The sequence below is a fragment of the Flavicella sediminum genome (assembly GCF_006381105.1).
GTDB classification, from domain to species: domain Bacteria; phylum Bacteroidota; class Bacteroidia; order Flavobacteriales; family Flavobacteriaceae; genus Flavicella; species Flavicella sediminum.
In genome coordinates this window covers 1,209,929-1,227,685 of sequence record NZ_VDET01000002.1, presented here as the reverse complement: position 1 = coordinate 1,227,685, position 17,757 = coordinate 1,209,929, and the positions used below count along the sequence as shown (strand labels likewise).

The 17,757-nt window shown below is 33.1% G+C and carries 15 protein-coding genes; 2 read left to right on the top strand and 13 right to left on the bottom strand.

Annotated elements, in window-relative coordinates; all coding sequences use genetic code 11:
- Window positions 1–63: 63 nt before the first annotated feature.
- Window positions 64–879 (top strand): mechanosensitive ion channel family protein, encoded by an 816-nt coding sequence (locus FGM02_RS05365; RefSeq protein WP_139957281.1) that lies wholly within the window; start codon window positions 64–66, stop codon window positions 877–879.
- 57 nt (window positions 880–936) lie between these two features.
- Here FGM02_RS05365 and FGM02_RS05360 read toward each other — a convergent pair whose 3' ends face one another.
- The 13 genes from FGM02_RS05360 to FGM02_RS05300 all read right to left on the bottom strand — a co-directional run bounded on the left by FGM02_RS05360 (window position 937) and on the right by FGM02_RS05300 (window position 14,259).
- Window positions 937–1,467: a hypothetical protein gene (locus tag FGM02_RS05360; RefSeq protein WP_139957280.1), complete on the bottom strand. Its 531-nt coding sequence runs from the start codon at window positions 1,465–1,467 to the stop codon at window positions 937–939.
- 11 nt (window positions 1,468–1,478) lie between these two features.
- The gene (locus FGM02_RS05355) at window positions 1,479–1,964 is read right to left on the bottom strand and encodes a porin family protein (RefSeq protein WP_139957279.1); all 486 of its coding nucleotides are present in this window, start codon (window positions 1,962–1,964) and stop codon (window positions 1,479–1,481) included.
- Between the two features lie 29 nt (window positions 1,965–1,993).
- Window positions 1,994–3,676: a hypothetical protein gene (locus FGM02_RS05350; protein ID WP_139957278.1), complete on the bottom strand. Its 1,683-nt coding sequence runs from the start codon at window positions 3,674–3,676 to the stop codon at window positions 1,994–1,996.
- 488 nt (window positions 3,677–4,164) lie between these two features.
- The gene (locus FGM02_RS05345; RefSeq protein WP_243739355.1) at window positions 4,165–4,956 is read right to left on the bottom strand and encodes a tetratricopeptide repeat protein; all 792 of its coding nucleotides are present in this window, start codon (window positions 4,954–4,956) and stop codon (window positions 4,165–4,167) included.
- A gap of 54 nt (window positions 4,957–5,010) precedes the next feature.
- Window positions 5,011–6,795, bottom strand: coding sequence for a BatD family protein (locus tag FGM02_RS05340; RefSeq protein ID WP_139957277.1), 1,785 nt, complete (start codon window positions 6,793–6,795; stop codon window positions 5,011–5,013).
- Window positions 6,796–6,854: 59 nt separating this feature from the next.
- Complete coding sequence (locus FGM02_RS05335) at window positions 6,855–7,478, bottom strand: hypothetical protein (RefSeq protein ID WP_139957276.1); 624 nt, start codon at window positions 7,476–7,478, stop codon at window positions 6,855–6,857.
- Window position 7,479: 1 nt separating this feature from the next.
- Entirely contained in the window at window positions 7,480–8,133 is a 654-nt protein-coding gene (locus FGM02_RS05330; RefSeq protein WP_166461136.1) for a tetratricopeptide repeat protein, read from the bottom strand.
- A 4-nt stretch (window positions 8,134–8,137) separates the two neighbouring features.
- Window positions 8,138–9,178, bottom strand: a complete 1,041-nt coding sequence (locus FGM02_RS05325; protein ID WP_208021474.1) for a VWA domain-containing protein — start codon at window positions 9,176–9,178, stop codon at window positions 8,138–8,140.
- Window positions 9,179–9,324: 146 nt separating this feature from the next.
- Window positions 9,325–10,329, bottom strand: coding sequence for a vWA domain-containing protein (locus tag FGM02_RS05320; RefSeq protein ID WP_139957274.1), 1,005 nt, complete (start codon window positions 10,327–10,329; stop codon window positions 9,325–9,327).
- A gap of 2 nt (window positions 10,330–10,331) precedes the next feature.
- The gene (locus FGM02_RS05315; protein WP_139957273.1) at window positions 10,332–11,936 is read right to left on the bottom strand and encodes a BatD family protein; all 1,605 of its coding nucleotides are present in this window, start codon (window positions 11,934–11,936) and stop codon (window positions 10,332–10,334) included.
- A 4-nt stretch (window positions 11,937–11,940) separates the two neighbouring features.
- On the bottom strand, window positions 11,941–12,813 hold the full coding sequence (locus tag FGM02_RS05310; protein WP_139957272.1) for a DUF58 domain-containing protein: 873 nt from the start codon (window positions 12,811–12,813) through the stop codon (window positions 11,941–11,943).
- Window positions 12,814–12,884: 71 nt separating this feature from the next.
- Window positions 12,885–13,133, bottom strand: a complete 249-nt coding sequence (locus FGM02_RS05305; RefSeq protein ID WP_317133620.1) for a four helix bundle protein — start codon at window positions 13,131–13,133, stop codon at window positions 12,885–12,887.
- A 121-nt stretch (window positions 13,134–13,254) separates the two neighbouring features.
- Complete coding sequence (locus tag FGM02_RS05300; protein ID WP_139957271.1) at window positions 13,255–14,259, bottom strand: AAA family ATPase; 1,005 nt, start codon at window positions 14,257–14,259, stop codon at window positions 13,255–13,257.
- 534 nt (window positions 14,260–14,793) lie between these two features.
- On the opposite strand from FGM02_RS05300, the gene FGM02_RS05295 reads away from it, so the two are divergent.
- Window positions 14,794–17,721, top strand: coding sequence for a TonB-dependent receptor (locus FGM02_RS05295; protein ID WP_139957270.1), 2,928 nt, complete (start codon window positions 14,794–14,796; stop codon window positions 17,719–17,721).
- Window positions 17,722–17,757 lie beyond the last annotated feature (36 nt).

The following is a 17,757-nucleotide window of genomic DNA, read 5'->3' as shown; positions in this document are numbered from 1 at the left end:
TTACACTTTTACGAGTTCAATTTATAAGTATCTTTACGAACTTAAAAATATAAAAATTTTAGTATGGATTTCGAATTAATTAAAGAACAAATTACTGCGCTTACAAGTGAGTACGGATTAAAGTTATTAGGGGCGATTGCCGTTTGGATTATTGGATCATTTATTGTTAAATCATTAACAAATGCTTTTGGAAGTTTATTAGATAAAAAAGACACAGACCCTTCTTTAAAACCTTTTCTTAAAAGTTTAGTAGCAGCAATTCTTAAAATTTTATTAGTCATTAGTGTTTTAAGCATGATGGGTATTGAAATGACCTCTTTCATTGCTATTTTAGGAGCCGCTGGTTTGGCTGTCGGGATGGCTTTGTCTGGTACACTTCAAAATTTTGCTGGTGGTGTAATGATTTTAATCTTTAAACCTTTTAAAGTGGGCGATGTAATTGATGCACAAGGTTATGTAGGAAGCGTTAAAGAAATTCAAATTTTCAATACTATTTTAAAAACTCCAGATAACAAAACAATTATTATTCCTAATGGCGGACTTTCAAATTCATCTATGGTTAATTTTTCTGTAGAAGAAAAAAGACGTGTAGATTTTACCTTTGGAATTGGTTATGGTGATAGTACTGAAAAAGCAAGAGAAGTTTTAGGACAGTTGATTGCTGCTGACAAAAGAATTTTATCAGACCCTGCAGCTCCTTTTATTGCTGTTTCTGCCTTAGCAGATAGCTCTGTTAATTTTACCGTTCGTGTATGGGTAAATGCTGCTGATTATTGGGGAGTACATTTTGATATGAATGAAAAAGTATACAATACGTTTAATGCTGAAGGATTAAATATTCCTTATCCACAAATGGATGTGCATGTACACAAGAGTTAATTTTTAATTCTAGAAGATAAAAAAAAGCGATGTTTTAAAAACATCGCTTTTTTGGTTTTACCTAGAAAGGCTTTGATAAGTTGTTAAAGAACAACCACCCTCAGATACATTATGTCCTATGATAAACTGTGAATCGTTTAAAGCAGTTATCGTATAGGTCTCATATTGTACTTCTATTTCATCTTTAGTGGCAGGATTGACCCAACTCCAACTTCCGTTGTTATAATAAGTACCTCCAATGGAATTAGCTGTCATGACATCTCCATTTGGTAAAAATTTAAAATATGCCGTAGTAAAATCTTCCATATTTAACTCAGCAATTTCATCAGGATCTAAAAAAGCTGAACAATTTCCAGAAGTCCAAGCTTTTCTAACAAGAAGTGTCCAAGCCCTTCCTTCTACATCTGCATTACTTTTTGCTTGTGTAGTTTTATTTGCTGTACTAGAATCTACACCTGTTAACACATATTCTCTTTCAGCAACAGGAACAATTTCACCTGAAGGAACTCCTCCTAAACCACCCGAATCATCTTTTGAACAGGCCATTACAAATAGTAAGGCCATTAATAGAACGCTAATTTTTTTCATAATATATTTTTTTAATTAAATGAATATTGAACTCCGGCAAGAATATTAGTTCCGTTTGACTCTATTCCATCTTTAGAAGCTGTTGAATATTTAACCTGTGCAATGACACTCAAGTTATCATTAATTCCATACAAGCCACCAGCACCTATGGAAAAACCAATCATAGAACCTGACACAAATGGAGTTGATACATTAACTCTTCTTAATCCTGCAACAGCAAACCAATTAATTGTTTCTTCTGTCACAAAATAATACCGTCCGTCAATTCCAATTTCTGACAAATCTCCTCCTTCAACACTATGCCCTGTATAACTTAATGCACCTGAAATATTGTCGGTAAATAAATATTCCCCTCCAATGGTAAAACCTCCCGATCCTTCACCTTCTGAATTATAATAGTTGAACCCTGCAAAAGCAGAAATTTGTCCCTTTTCTTGTCCGTATGTAAACGAACTACAAATTGCAAATACTCCAATAATTAAATGTTTAATTTTCATGATAATTTTGATTTAGTTAATATTAAATGTTAATTTTCTTTCGTTAATGCTATAAGTATTTCTTTCATTCTTCTGGCATTCTCAACATCTGTACATAAAACCGTTAAGGAATTTGTATAGTTTTTAGACACACCATCTTGATAGGTTTTAATTATTTTCTCCATAAATTTTGTTGAAAATTCAATAAAAACCTTGTTCCCAGATATTTTTATCTCAACTGACCTTTGATCAATGTCTGACAAATTAAATTCGTAAATACTTTCTTTAGATTTTTTAGGGGAAGTCTCAATTTGTTTTAATTTTAATAAAAATCCTCCAACAGAATTTTTAGAAAAAGTAAGTTCTTGATCGTATTGAATAGCATCTATTCGTAGGCTTTGAATTTCTTTCACAATCATTTCAATTCCAGCTTTTGCACTAGGCAATACAATGTCTTTTTTAGCCTCTTTACACTTGTCTATGACTTGTTTTAGAACATCTGTCATAATAATTGCATGCTCCACACTATTGGTTTCAATTTCAACTTCTGAAATATAATTTTTTACCTGGCCATCTTCTTTTACTTGTACATACTTATGTCCCAAATCTAAAAGCACTTTAATTTCTGTACCACTAATTTTAAAATCAACATTTTGAGAAACGAGATCTAAAAAGCTAAAGGTATAGTTGCTTAAGGTGGATTTTTTTAAGGTTTCTTGTTTTTTCTCAAAACTTGTCACACAATCCGTTGACATTTTTTGAAAAACACTTTCGTCCTTGTGTACTATTTTTTCTATGAGGCTATTGACAAAAACCAATCCTTCATCTACTGAATTTATGCTAGGAATATTTTTCTTAAATTCTATCTCACCTAAGGGAATTAGTTCTTTTAAGACCGCCACTAAATTTTTACCGTTTTCAATACTACTTGCAATAATTTCAATACTGTTGACGTAATTTTTTTGAACGCCATCCTCGGCAACCTTAATTGTTTTTAAATTTCTTCGGGTACCAAGACTGATTAAAATCTCGTCCATTTTAATTTTAAAACTTATACTATTTGCATTTAGCGTTGCTATATTAAATGAATATACCTCTGTATTCACTTTAGATCCGGCAGATTTTGTAATTTCTAATTTTACATTTCCTGCAACTTCTGTATCAATTGAAAAGGTTTGGTTGTAGGCTTTTTTGATAAGACTTACATTTTTAATATGATCTACCAAATAATTCAACCGATCGGTATAGCCCGTCAAGCCTAAAGTTTTCTCAGAAATAGTTACCGAAAAAGGAATAATTTCTTTGATAAAATCTGATAAAATACGGGCATTGTTTATGTCCTTTGCAAGGATTTCAAATTTTGAGGTGTAAAATATTTTTTTATTTTCCTCATTTACTTTAATTAACTTTTGGTTTCCGTTTACTATTAATTGGATACTAATTACATCCCCTTTTGTAATAGGTCTGACACTGTGAATATCAATGTCAGAAAAATTGAAACTTAACTCCGTTTCTTCACTTTTCCCCTTTACATCCGTAACTTTCGATTTAAAAGTGACCGTATTGGCAGCACTTTCATAAATTTCCTGAACAAACGTTTTTTTCTCCGTGTTTATTTCGGGCATATTTTTTTGAAGAGAAGCTAATACATTTTCGTAGGTAGCACTTTGTGCATAACAAAAGCTATTGATTGCCAGCAATCCAATAAATAAAAATAAATGATTTCGTTTCATAAGGTGTTTGAGTTATCGCCAATTTTTTTCACAATACAAAAGCATTCTTCTGTTAGAAAGAAACTATTAAATTGTTTTAATTCTTATTAAATTTTACTGTTGTTAATTCCATAAATCCAAAGTCTTTTATGAAGACCTTAAAGTTTATTATAAAAGTAAAATGTTTTGAACCATGAAAAAATACTCATTAATAGGTATTTTTACCTAAGCTATTTAGGGGAGTTATTTTACATAAAAAAGAAAAAACAATATTTCAAAACCTTGATTTATTGAATTTTACAATAAAAAAAACAAGATGTTTCGAATTAAAAAATACAATAAAGGAAATTGGTGTAGGTATATACCCACGTCAAACAAGACTTAAGTATATAAAACCAATTGAGGAATTTCTTAGATTAGAAACCCGAATAATTTAGAAAGTAAATTCCTAAAACCCATAACAAACACAAAGCGGTGTTCATTTTTTTTACAGCACAAAAGTGCCGCTATTAAAGTTCTCGAATAGCTTCTTTAGTTAACCAGCCAATTTTACCATCTGCTAGCCTAATTTTTTTCCAGTCAGCTACTTTGTCCAATACAAAAACTTTGGTTCCTTCATGGAGTTCGAAAGCCTCTTCACTGCTATCTGTAGGTGAAACTTTAACACTCACATTTTCATGAAAGATAATAGCTTCTAGGTTGTTTTGACTTTTCCCAAATTCTTTAAATGTAAGTAACAAACTCACTATTAAAAGCAAAACCGTTACTATAGTACTAACAAAATACAAGCGCTTGCGTGTTGGGATGTAAGAAAAATAATACAACATAAAAAACAAACCCATGGCCAAAGAACTGATAACAGCTACCCATGCCCATTGGTTGTAAGATAATTTTTCTACAAATTCAGTTTCTATGTTTTGAAATAGTGTTTTTGGCAATTCTTCAATCGCGTCTATGGTCATTCTTTTGGCAAAAACCAAGTTTACTCGAGCATCTTCATTTAATGGATTTACCAAAAGTGCTTTTTCAAAATAATAAATACTTTCTGCTACTTTATTCAGTTTGTAGTAAGCATTTCCTAGGTTGAAGTACAATTCTGAAGAAACCAAGTTCTTGGTTTCTAATTTTTTATAAACTGAAATTGCCTCGGTATATTTATTGGTTCGATACAATTCATTTGCTTGGTCAAATAACGCTTCGTTGGTTTGAGCAATTCCTACTCCTGAACACAAAAAGAAACAAAAGGAGAGCCATCCTAAAAGGAAAAACTTTTTTGTATTTGTAATCTTAACATTCATCATTTTACGCTTATTTTTCTTATTCCTTGTCTGCTAAAAAAGCAACTGAATATTATTTTATAACTGTTTGTCTAATTTGGTAATGACTTGTTTTGCTTTGTCAAAATCATCATTCATGGTCACGTCTGTAGCCGGCGCATATCTTGCAAAATCACAATTATCAAGTACACTAACAAAATTTGTAATCGTAGCTGCTTCCACCCCTTTTTTAGTCAATAATTTGGCAATTCTATCCTTGCTAACTTCTGACGTTTGCATCTGTAATTTTGCTTTCAAATAATTGAGCAATGCTTTTTCTAATGCAATATAAAAGGCTTCTTTTTTTCCGATTTCTTTTTTGGCTTGCGACAAATATTTACGGGCCAATTTATCGGCTTTACGGGTTCTGTTTCCAATTAAATCGTTTGCTCGTTGTTTTTGTTTTTTTCCAATTAATATTCCCATTGGAATAACTATCACTGGCAATAAAAGTAAAATATAGAACAAGGTCGATTTAAAGAAATCTGTCGTTTCTGGCGTTTCTAAACTTGTTTTGGTCTGAATATATCTGAAATTATTTTCAGCGGCTACAACTTGTTGTTTCACACTTCCTGCTGCATTGTTTGAATTCGTTGCGTCGGAGTTTGTCACCAATTCTTTTCCTTCGGTTACATTTACAAAAACTTCATCGGATTGTAAGGTATAATACTTTTTTTCACTTGGGTTGAAATAAGAAAAAGAAACCGATGGAATTTTATATTTTCCTTTGTATGCCGGAACCACGGTATACTGATCGACAACTTCACCACGCATTCCTTTTATTCCTGACAGAGAATTTCTTAAATTTTCGTTGTGTTCAGGTGTATATACTTCCAATTCTTTTGGCGTTTGCACCTTTGGAAGCTCAAATAATTTTAAATTTCCTCTTCCTGAAATTTGTACTTTAAGTTGCGTAGATTCATTGGCTTTTAAAGTAGCTTTACTAGTGCTTACATCCAATTTAAAATCTCCTACAGCTCCAACAAAATCGGCTGGTTTTCCTTCAAGAGGCAGACTTTTAACTTTGATTGTTTTTTTAAAAGAACGGAATGATTTACGGATATTTCTGGTGATTGGATTTCCGAAAAAATCACCTCTTCCCGTTGGTACTCCAATAATCAAATCTGTTTTAATAGGTTCTAAAACCAAGTCGCCTGATTTTTGAGGAATTAAAATAGATTTTCGAATCGAGCAGAAGCGATAATCTTCGCCTTGGTATTTTCCTTCTTCAACTGTTAACTGATCTATTTTTATATCCTGATTCCAAAAGCCTTCGTATTCTGGTAATTCTTTAAAATCAAAATCTGAGAGTGCTACTTTATGACTAAAATACAATCGATATTCAACAAAAATTCCTTCACCTACATAAGGATTGCTATCAGAAACAAGAACTTCCAAATGCACATTTTGATTGGCGATATAATCTGGATCATTCGGATCTTTTGGCAATTCAACAGCATCCACCACATCTACCGTAAGTGGATTGGATTTGATGATTTTTCCTGAAAATTCTATGGTAGCAGATCCTATTTTTAGCGCGCCTTTTTTTATAGGCGAAACAATATAACTATAGGATTGCGAATAGCTAGATTTTCCATTAATCCACGATTGATTCACCGATTGACTAGGTCCACCAACCACATCAAAGTTTTTAAAACTTGGTGGACTAAAATTATCGCCGCCTTGTTTATTTATCGTGAATTCAACACGCAAACGCTGATTCAAACCCAGTTTATTTTTGCTCACCTTGGCTTTAAATTCCACTTGAGCAAACAAACTCTGAGTAACTAGGATTAATAATAAATAGGTACTTCTAATTTTCATTGTCTTTTTTTCTTGCCTGATTGCGTTAATTATCAAACTTGTTTTTTATGACGGCGAATTTACCAATCTTTTTCTTGATTGGTCTTTTTGCCTGCCTTTACTTTTTGAGCATTTACTTTTTTCTGCGTTTTGTTTTCTTCATTGTTCATGGTTTCCAACAATTGCTTGATTTGCTCAGGAGACATTTTTAAAGGTTGCCCTTCTTTAGGTTGGTTTTCCTTTCCTTGATCTCCTTTATTTTTATTTTCTTCTTTGTTCTGTTCGTCCTGCTTTTTTTGCTCTTCTTCTTTCTCTTTGTCAGACTTGTTTTTTTCTTCCTCTTCTTTCTTTTTATTTTCCTCGTCCTGCTTATCTTTTTCGTTTTTGTCTTTATTCTGCTGATCCTTGTTTTGTTGATCTTTGTTTTCCTGGTCCTTTTTATTCTGATCTTTTTTGTCCTGGTTCTTTTGATCCTTATTTTGTTGATCTTGCTTTTTCTTTTCTTCTTTTAGCTTTTCTTTTAACTTGTTCAGCTTTTCATCGTTTGGATAGCTTTTCAAACCAGCATCTACGGTTGCAATGGCCTTGTCTAATTTGCTATGCACATATTCTGAAGCGCCATTATTAAAATAACTAGCAGCTGATGTTTGTGCCGAAACCGACATCGAAATCATAAAAAAAAGTACTACTATTATTGCTCTCATCTTACTTTTTAATTTCAATTATTTCTTCTAATTTTTTCATGTAATCATTGTAATTAGACACGGTCATGTCTTTTTCCAATGCTTTATCCAACACCTCTAAAGCTTCTTTAAATTTAAATTTAGCCAAGAGTTCATCTGCTTTTTTCTTCATTCTTTTGGCAAAGTCAGAAGGCGGATCTTTTTTATTTTTCTCTTCTTCCTCTTTTTCTTTTTTCAATTGCTGTTTGGCATGTGCCAAATTGTAACGTGTTTCCTCATCTGAAGGATTGTTTCTCAAACTATTTTTAAAAGCTTCTATCGCCTTTTCAAACTCTTTTTGAGCCATGTGTACATTTCCTATATTGTGGTAACTGGCAGCCTTTTCTAATTTGGTTTTAGCTCCTTTTACCGCCAATTCAAATTGTGGCAAGGCTTCCTTGTAATTTTTTTGCGCTACGAAAGCATTTCCTAAATTATGGGCAGCTTTATGGTAGGTTGCATTTTGCTCAATTCCTTTGGTATAAGATACTGCGGCATCGACAAAATTATTTTGTTTGTATAAAGTGTTTCCTTCACGCACAAATTTTCTTGCCAACCGTTGTTGTGCAATTGTATCTTGCTGCGCATTTACTGTAAAGCAAAAAAGGAATACGATAAGTAACTGTACTATTTTCATTATTTTATTTCTTCTCTTCATTAAATAAATCAACCTTCTTTAACCATTTTGTTTTTTTCTCGTGGAAGAATACATCCAACAGTATAAACAACAATCCAATTGCCACAAACCATTGAAACTGATCTTTATAATCTGAAAATTGTTTGGTTTCAAATTCATGCTTTTGTGCATTGGTCACCACATCTTCAATCACCTCAACAGGTTTTTCTGTTTTATTTCCATCTATATAGGCTCCGTTAGCAGCCTCGGCTATTTCCTTTAAAACATCTGCATGTCTTTGGGTGATCACCACTTCACCTTTTCTGTCTTTTTTATAACCATTTAATACGCCGTTTACACGCATAGGAATAGGACCTCCTTTTTCATTACCTACCCCAATGGTATAGACTTTTATTCCTTCTTTGGCAATGTCATTGGCCAAGGAGATGGTATTTTCTTCATGATCTTCTCCATCAGAAATAATGACTAAAAACTTATTGGTTTGTTCGTCGTTATTATAATAGGTTTTTGCCAAATCTAAAGCTTCGTTTATAGCCGTACCCTGACTAGAAACCATATCTGGATTGGCGTTTTGTAAAAACATTTTTGCCGAAGCATGATCGGTTGTAATTGGTAAAAGTGGATAGGCATTTCCTGCATATACAATAACTCCTACTCGATCACTTCCTAATTTTTCAATGATTTTACTAATAATCTGTTTCGATTTTTCCAACCTGTTTGGCGCAATGTCTTCTGCCAACATACTTTTAGAAACATCCAAAGCAAAAACAATATCTACACCTTCTCTTTTTACCGTTTTTAGTTTGGTTCCCATTTTTGGATTTACCAAAGAAATTACCAAAAAACTGAGTCCTAAACATAAAAAAACTAATTTTAAAACTGTCTTAAAAAAAGAATAATTCGGAGCAATTTTTGCTAATAATTCGGGATTTGCAAAATTTTTCTGCGTGCGTTTTTTCCACCATAAAACAGCTATAAAAACGACAAGCAATAAAGGTATTACTGCGAATACATAAAAATATATGGGTTCTTCTAATTTGTACATTTTTTAATATTATATGTAATGTTTAACTGTTCAATTGTTTTTTGTTGTGACTTCCATTATGCGCTCCTTTGTTTTTAACTAATATTCAGTTTTTCAAAAGAAAAACGTAGCTGATAGTTCTAAACATTTCCACAACGCAATGTTTCTTAAATAAAACTTTTAAAAATAGTATTTCTTGCTACATATTCTACCATCAACAATCCAATTGCCAATAGCACAAACCATCGGTACTGCTCTTGATAATTGTAATATTTAAACTCTTCTATTTTTGTTTTTTCTAGCTTGTTTATTTCATCATAAATAGCTTTTAATTTTAAATTGTCTGTGGCTCTAAAATATTTCCCCTCCGTTTCATTGGCAATATGTTTTAACAACTCTTCATCAATTTCTACTTTTTGTTTGCGGTACATTAAATTCCCTAAACGGTCTTTTGCATAAGGAAAAGGTGCCATTCCGTTGGTTCCTATAGCAATAGTGTAGACTTTAATTTTTAATTCTTTTGCCAATTCAGAAGCTGTTTTAGGATCAATAAATCCTGCATTATTGACACCATCCGTTAACAAAATAATCACCTTACTTTTTGCTTTACTATCTTTCAACCTGTTAATAGCAGAACCCAGTCCCATACCAATTGCGGTACCGTCTTCTATTTGCCCGTGTTCTATTGATTGAATAGAACTACCTACAATTGATTTATCACTTGTAATTGGCGTTTTTGTAAAGCTTTCTCCGGCATAAACAACAATTCCAATCCTGTCGTTTGGTCGCTGACTTACAAAATTTGAGGCTACTTTTTTTAAAGCTTCTAGTCGGTTTGGCTGTAAGTCTTTTGCCAACATACTTCCAGAAACATCAATAGCCATGACAATATCAATTCCTTTATTTGTTTTTGTTCTTTTACTTACAGAAACATTTCTTGGTCTGGCCAAAGCCACTAAAAGTGACGCAATTGCCAACAACCTTAACACGTATAACAGGGGTTTTAATTTGGCTAAAAAAGAAGGTTGTACTTTAAACCCTTTGATTGTAGCAACCCGTAACGATGCTGAATTTTTAGCATGGGTATAAAAAAACCAAAACACTAAAAAAGGTAAAATTAGTAGGCCCCATAAAAAAGCCGGATTTTCGAATTCAAAATTATTCCATTCCATGCTTATTCAATTTCAATATTAATGGAATCAATTAAGGTTCCAAGCATTGTTTTTATCTCATCTTCATCTTCATTGCAAATAGTTATTACTTGCCAAACTAAGTTTTCATGTGTAAAACCAATGACCTTAAATTCTTTTTCTACACCACTTTCTTTTAAGTTTCCTGACAAATAAACACCTTGCATTCCATTTTTTAAATTGGCCGGTTGTCTTTCATATTCAAAATCTTCAACATTAGGTTGCTGTTGCATTCCTTTGATGGTGTTTTCCATAACCTGCTCAATTTGCGCATTGATTCCCGCATAACTCAGTGTTGTTATATTTATTTTTGAAAGTCCCTGAGGATGATTGTATTCATACACTCCCAAACTACTCAACACAGTTTGAATATGTTGTGGCACTTCATTGGTGCGTAAGGGAATAGAAACGGGAGCATGCAATGTTAATGCAGGCGTTCCAAAAGATTGTTTCTCCCATACTTCATTGGTTCCCAATTCTGGTATTTCTATTTGTGAGATAGAAGCAGCTCCCATTTTCATGAGTTTTAGTACTTGGAAAGTTCCAAATGACAAGGCTGCGATAACCAAAACAAACATCCCCAAATAGCTTAGAGTTCTTTTTCTTTTTTCAGAAGGTGTTAATGCTGCTTCTGCCTTTACGTATCGAGAATATTCATCGTCAATTAATAAATTGGCTTGCTTGTACTTTTTTAAGACAGGCTGTAGGGCTTCAACAATATTTGCTGCTGTGGCTCTATCATTTTCAATTTCGTCTGCTAGCGGTCTTAATTTGGCGAATTTCACAAAATCGGCATGTTTTAAAAAGGCTGCTAAAGTTTTTATTTCTGAAGGATCTATTCCTATTTCCTTTTCTTTATTTTTATTAGAAATAAGCCTAATTAATTCATCAGAAGTAGCTTCTAAGGTTTGAATTTTCACTTCTCGACCAATATAAACTCTCAGAATTTCTGTTAGTTCAATATAATATTCTTTGGTTTTGTTGTTTTGCCAAAGTTGTTTTTCTTCTAAGGAAGCAAATTTTTCAACGGCTTCTTGGTAAGGTGGAATTTGCTCTTTTTTATTTGCAGAATCATCGCCATAATATTTTTTCAAAATAAAATAAATAGCTGTGACCAATACCAAAACAGATAATAAAACATACAACCAAATAAAGTACGGACGGTAGTCGTCAAAAATTACGGGTTCGTCAATAATTGGTTTTATTGGAAATGGCTTCTGTTTTAAAGTATCTACAGCAACAGTTGCTACGTTAACCAATAATGAATCTGTAAAATAAGCCTTGCTTTCTAAAAATACTTGCTGTTTTGGAATGTAAAAACTACCACTATCAAAACCTGTAAGTTGGTATTTTTTAACCAAGCTGCTAACTAAAGTATCTATTTTACTTTCAGAAACAACTTCAAGACCCCCTAAGGCTTCTAATTTTGGAAATACAACATCGCTTGTTTTGTCTACGGTAATTGTATATTCAAATTGCTCACCTATTCTAATCTGAGTCGTGTCTATTTCAGAAAGTATCTGGACATCCTCTTGAGCAAAACACCATGAGCTTATGAATACTACTATGTAAAATATGCTTTTTTTCATCGCTTTATTTACCTCCTTTTTGTTTAAAATACCCCAATAATTTTTTTACATAACTTTCATCTACTCTTGTACTAATGGTTCCTGAACCACTTTTACTGAAAGTGTTTTGATAATAAGCAACTGATTTTAAATAATGTGCTTCGTAGGCTTTTCGAACACTTTTAGAACTTGTATTCACCAACATTGTTTGTCCTGTTTCCGCATCTTCCATAGGAACAATTCCTAAATTGGGAATGCTTTCATCATGTTTATCAAATACGCGAACCCCTGTAACATCGTGTTTTTTTCCAACAATTTTTAGGGTTTGTTCGTAATCATCATCCATAAAATCAGAAAGTACAAATACAATGGCTTTTTTTCGCATTACATTCGTCAAGTATTTTAAGGCTTCGTTTAGGTTTGTTTTTTTACTTGTGGGGTGAAACTCTATCAATTCTCTAATAATTCGAAGCACATGGCTTTTTCCTTTTTTAGGAGGAATAAACAATTCTACCTGATCGGAAAATAAAATAAGTCCAACTTTATCATTGTTTTGAATTGCTGAAAAAGCAAGTGTTGCCGCAATTTCAGTCACGGTATCTTTTTTAAATTGTGAAGTCGTACCAAAAAATTCAGATCCACTAATATCTACCAAAAGCATCATGGTCAGTTCTCGTTCTTCTTCAAATACTTTGATATAAGGCTGATTGTAACGCGCAGTTACATTCCAGTCAATATTTCTAATATCGTCTCCAAATTGGTATTCTCTGACCTCGCTAAAAGTCATACCCCTACCCTTAAAAGAACTGTGGTATTCTCCTGAAAAAATATGATCTGAAAGTCGACGCGTTTTAATTTCTATTTTGCGGACTTTTTTAAGTATTTCCTTAGTTTCCAATTGATAAATTGTTTAATCGGTGAATTGTGTAATTGGTTAACTGTTTTTTAATTCTGCTTTTCTCAATGCATTCAACCTATTAGATATTTTACAAACTCTTGCCTTAATTTTAAATAATTCTCTTCTGTACTAAAATCTAATTCTTTGGAAAGAATTAAATGATTTAAAACCTCCATTGTTGTGCTAAATGCTATGGAATAAAATCGAGCTTTCTCTTTCCTTGTTATTCTTGATGTTCCTTCCGCAAAATTGGAAGCTTTAGAATTTGTTGCTCTTCTAATTTGGCTTGTCAATGCGAATTTTTCATCGCTAGGAAATATTTCTGTTATTCTATATATACTTAGACAGCTGGATCGCTTCTTTCCAAACTACTAATTTTTTAAATGAAAAAACATACTAACTTCACTTTTAAACAAGACAACAATTACTCGATTCAACACTCTATGGTACTTCTATTTCGTTTACAATTTTGTTAATAATATCAACAGAAGTAATATTCTCAGCTTCTGCTTCGTAGGTAATTCCAATTCTATGACGTAAAATATCGTAAACAACAGCACGAACATCTTCAGGAATTACATAGCCTCTTCTTTTGATAAAAGCGTAACATTTGGCTGCTTGTGCCAAACTAATACTTCCACGAGGAGAGGCACCAAAACTAATCAATGGTTTTAAATCTGCTAGATTGTATTTTTCAGGATAACGCGTAGCGAAAATAATATCTAAAATATATTTTTCAATTTTTTCATCCATATACACTTCCTTTACCACTTCTCTGGCTTTCAGAATATCGTTTAAAGAAACTACTGGATTTACTTTAGCAAAACTTCCGCTAAGGTTTTGACGCATGATCAATTGCTCTTCTTCCAACTTCGGATAATCAATCACCACCTTTAACATAAAACGGTCTACCTGTGCTTCCGGCAAAGTATAGGTTCCCTCTTGCTCAACAGGATTTTGAGTTGCCATCACCAAAAATGGTGCTTGTAAGGGAAAGGTTTCGTCTCCAATGGTTACTTGTTTTTCTTGCATAGCCTCTAACAAAGCAGATTGCACTTTGGCAGGTGCTCTGTTAATTTCATCTGCTAAAACAAAATTGGCGAAAATAGGTCCTTTTTTAATTTCGAAATTATTTTCTTTCATGTTGTAAATCATCGTACCTACAACATCGGCTGGTAATAAATCTGGTGTAAATTGAATTCTACTAAAATCTCCAGCAACTGCTTTTGAAAGGGTATTAATCGCTAAGGTTTTTGCCAAACCGGGAACACCTTCTAATAAGATGTGTCCATTTCCTAACAAACCAATTAACAAACGATCTATCATTTGTTTTTGACCGACAATAACCTTGTTCATTTCCGTCGTTAACAAATCTATAAAAGCACTTTCTTTTTCAATTTTCTCATTGATCGCTCTAATGTCTACACTGGCATTATTTTCTTCCATTATCAATTAACTTTTTTATTTACACTTCATTTTTTTTCCGAGGTTCACAAAACTACAATAATATGGTGTTCGTATTGTTAAAATTTGGTTAAACCCTTAAAGATTTTCTCTTTTAAAACCTGCTTTTTGACATAAAAAAACAGAACTTATGTTAAAAAAATGTTATTATTACTTTGTAGTTCAAATAATTATCGCAATATTTGTAGCAACCAAAAACTAAAACACAACCAAACTATCAAAAAAAGCAGCCTATTTATAGGCTGCTTTTTTTATGCTTCCCACTAAAAATAGCTAGGTAAAAACCCTTGATTTTTAGAGTATCTAGAATAATAATTGAAAGAAGCCCTTATTTTTCATAACTTGTAAATGAAATTCAACCCGTTTTTTAAAAAACGAATTGAAAAATGCATCCCTAGGAAATTTACATATTTCCCAATTGAAGATCCCGTTTAGCAGAAGAAATCAACTAAGTACCAAGTTACCATTTAGTAACTATTCTTAATATTTTTTATTTAACCGTTAAAACCGAATTCAATGAAACTACTACAAATTATCAAACGAACATGCATTTTTTTTCTACTTGTAAGCTCTCTTTCAGCTATTGGGCAATCTATTACAGGTAAAGTTATTGACGAAAAAGGAGAGGTCTTACCTTATGTAAACATTATTGAAAAAGGAACCACTAATGGTGTTACCACCAATGATAAGGGTGAATTTTCAATATCCGTTAAACAAATACCCACTACATTAGAAATCTCTTATGTAGGTTTTAAAACACGAAACAGACTTATAAAAAACGCCAATGCAGTGCTTACTGTTGTTTTAAAAGAAGATGGAGTTAGTTTAGATGAAGTCGTTTTGGTAGGTTCAAGAAACCCTAACAGAACCGTTGTAGAGTCGGCTGTAGCCGTTGATGTTATTGATTTAGCAGAACTAACATCGCAAGGACCACAAACATCTATCAATGAAATTTTAAATTATGTAGCCCCATCTTTTACTTCACAAACGCAAACAGTTTCTGATGGTACCGATCATATTGATCCGGCATCTTTAAGAGGTTTAGGCCCCGATCAAGTTTTGGTGTTGATTAATGGAAAAAGAAGACATAACAGTGCCTTGATTAATGTAAATGGAACTGTTGGTGCCGGTTCTGTAGGTACCGATATGAACTCAATTCCTACAGCTGCTATTAAAAGAATTGAAGTTTTAAGAGATGGTGCTGCTGCACAATATGGATCTGATGCCATTGCAGGGGTTATTAATATTGTTTTAAAAGAAGCGACTGGAGAATTGGATTTATCAATTACCACCGGAGCCAATTTTAGTAAAAACTCCAACCATTTTGAAGGTGGTTCCGATGGAGAAAAAATACAAATTGATGCCAATTATGGTTTGCCAATTGGAACCGATGGAGGATTTATAAACTTTACAGGTTCCTTAGCTACAAGAGAACCTGCTCTTAGAAGTAAAGATTATTCAGGAGATATTTTTAATGGCTACCACGGAGCCGAAAGAGTTTTTGCAAGCAGCGGTGGAGTTGTTGCCGATATGACTTTATTTGATTATCAAGATGCCGCAGCAAATATGAGTTATTTAGACAATGCTACCAAAAACTCAATTGCTGCCCTAGATGTGTCTCAGGAAGCTGATATCGCTACGCTAAGAGATTTATTAGGTTTTGATGCGGATGAAGACGAACTAGCAGCTAGAGGACAAACAAGAGCCGATTATCGATTTAAAGTGGGAACCTCAAAACTAAGAGAAGGAAAGTTTTTTGGAAATATGTCTATTCCTTTAGGTGAAGACGCTGAAGTATATGCTTTTGGAGGAATTAGTTACCGCCAAGGTTTGGCTTCCGGTTTTTATAGAAGACCTGCACAAGGTGATGGTAGAGCAAATACGCCTGCTTTTCCAAATGGTTTTTTACCAAATATTGGTACAGATATTTTAGACCAATCTTTTGCTTTTGGAATCAAAGGAAAATTAAATGATTGGGATGTAGATTTTTCGAATAGTTATGGTAAAAATAGTTTTGGGATCACAATTGGAAACTCTAGTAACGGTACATTAGGGGTTGCTACACAAAGAACTTTTGATGCTGGTGAATTAAGTTTCGCTCAAAACACCTCTAACCTAGATTTTACAAAATTTGATGAGTCTATTTTATATGGCCTAAATGTTGCTTTTGGAGCAGAATTTAAAGTTGAAAATTACGAAATTCAAGCGGGTGAAGAAGCTTCTTATACTAGTTATGATGTAAATGGAAATCCTGTAACAAGTATTACAGATCCCAATTTGCTAATTACAAATAATTTTACTGGCGCTGTTTTAGGAGGTGGCGCACAGGTTTTTAGAGGTTACGACCCGAAAAATGAAACCAACAAATTTAGAAATAGTATTGCTGCTTATATCGACTTAGAAGCCGACTTGACAGAAAAGTTGTTAATGAGTCTTGCTGCACGTTATGAAAGTTTTTCAGATTTTGGAAGCACCTTCAATTATAAAGTTGCTGGAAATTTAAAAATTAGTGAGAATATGGCTTTAAGAGGTGCACATAGTACCGGTTTTAGAGCTCCTTCTTTACACCAACAGTTTTTTAGTAGAACCAGTACTGTTTTTATTGACAACGCACCATTTGAACAAGGAACTTTTACCAATGATAGTAGAGCGGCAACCTTAATTGGAATTGATAAATTGAGAGAAGAAACTTCGAAAAGCTTGAGTGCTGGAATTACAGGACGGTTTGGAAATTTCTCTTTTACAGCTGATGCCTATGTTATTGATATTGATGACCGAATTGTGTATAGTGGTAGTTTTGGAGCAGGAACCAATGCAGAATTGGTTGCTATTTTTAAAAGTGCTGGTGCTACCAGTGCCCGCTTCTTTGTAAATGCTATTGATACTCGATCAAAAGGTTTTGAAGTTGTGGCTTCCCATAAATTATTTATTGGCGACGATGTTGTTCTTAAAAATGATCTATCTGCTACCTTTTCTGAGACTGAAATAACGGCACTTAATATTCCTGAAAAAATTATTTCAGCAGGACAAAGTGGAAATTTCTTTGACGCACAAGAGGAAGCTTTTTTAACCATTGCACAGCCAAGAGCTAAAATAAATTTAACAAATGCTGTGAGTTATAAAAAATGGAATTTTATGTTAAGAAACGTTTATTTTGGTGAAGTTACTGATCCGGATGATTATGCTGGTACAGCAAGAGTATCTACTAGAGATGCCAATGCAGAAGCTATTTATGGTGGTAAAATTATTAGCGACTTAACAGCATCTCTTCAATTGTATGAATCTACTCGAGTTACTATTGGAGCCAATAATTTATTGGACGTCTATCCAGATGAAAACAGAGCCGGAGGTACTTCTGGAAATCAGTTTGTATACTCTAGAAGAACATCACAATTTGGTTATTCAGGTAGGTATTTATTTGCAAGAATAAACATAACCTTATAATTAAAAAAAAACAAAAGCCAGTGAAATTTCACTGGC

Bases quoted from the DNA above. Each gene is read 5' to 3' on its own strand.
- FGM02_RS05355 (WP_139957279.1), bottom strand. From the start codon at position 1,964: ATGAAAATTAAACATTTAATTATTGGAGTATTTGCAATTTGTAGTTCG.
- FGM02_RS05345 (WP_243739355.1), bottom strand. From the start codon at position 4,956: ATGATGAATGTTAAGATTACAAATACAAAAAAGTTTTTCCTTTTAGGA.
- FGM02_RS05325 (WP_208021474.1), bottom strand. From the start codon at position 9,178: ATGTACAAATTAGAAGAACCCATATATTTTTATGTATTCGCAGTAATA.
- FGM02_RS05335 (WP_139957276.1), bottom strand. From the start codon at position 7,478: ATGAGAGCAATAATAGTAGTACTTTTTTTTATGATTTCGATGTCGGTT.
- FGM02_RS05340 (WP_139957277.1), bottom strand. From the start codon at position 6,795: ATGAAAATTAGAAGTACCTATTTATTATTAATCCTAGTTACTCAGAGT.
- FGM02_RS05365 (WP_139957281.1), top strand. From the start codon at position 64: ATGGATTTCGAATTAATTAAAGAACAAATTACTGCGCTTACAAGTGAG.
- FGM02_RS05320 (WP_139957274.1), bottom strand. From the start codon at position 10,329: ATGGAATGGAATAATTTTGAATTCGAAAATCCGGCTTTTTTATGGGGC.
- FGM02_RS05360 (WP_139957280.1), bottom strand. From the start codon at position 1,467: ATGAAAAAAATTAGCGTTCTATTAATGGCCTTACTATTTGTAATGGCC.
- FGM02_RS05315 (WP_139957273.1), bottom strand. From the start codon at position 11,936: ATGAAAAAAAGCATATTTTACATAGTAGTATTCATAAGCTCATGGTGT.
- FGM02_RS05350 (WP_139957278.1), bottom strand. From the start codon at position 3,676: ATGAAACGAAATCATTTATTTTTATTTATTGGATTGCTGGCAATCAAT.
- FGM02_RS05330 (WP_166461136.1), bottom strand. From the start codon at position 8,133: ATGAAAATAGTACAGTTACTTATCGTATTCCTTTTTTGCTTTACAGTA.
- FGM02_RS05300 (WP_139957271.1), bottom strand. From the start codon at position 14,259: ATGGAAGAAAATAATGCCAGTGTAGACATTAGAGCGATCAATGAGAAA.
- FGM02_RS05295 (WP_139957270.1), top strand. From the start codon at position 14,794: ATGAAACTACTACAAATTATCAAACGAACATGCATTTTTTTTCTACTT.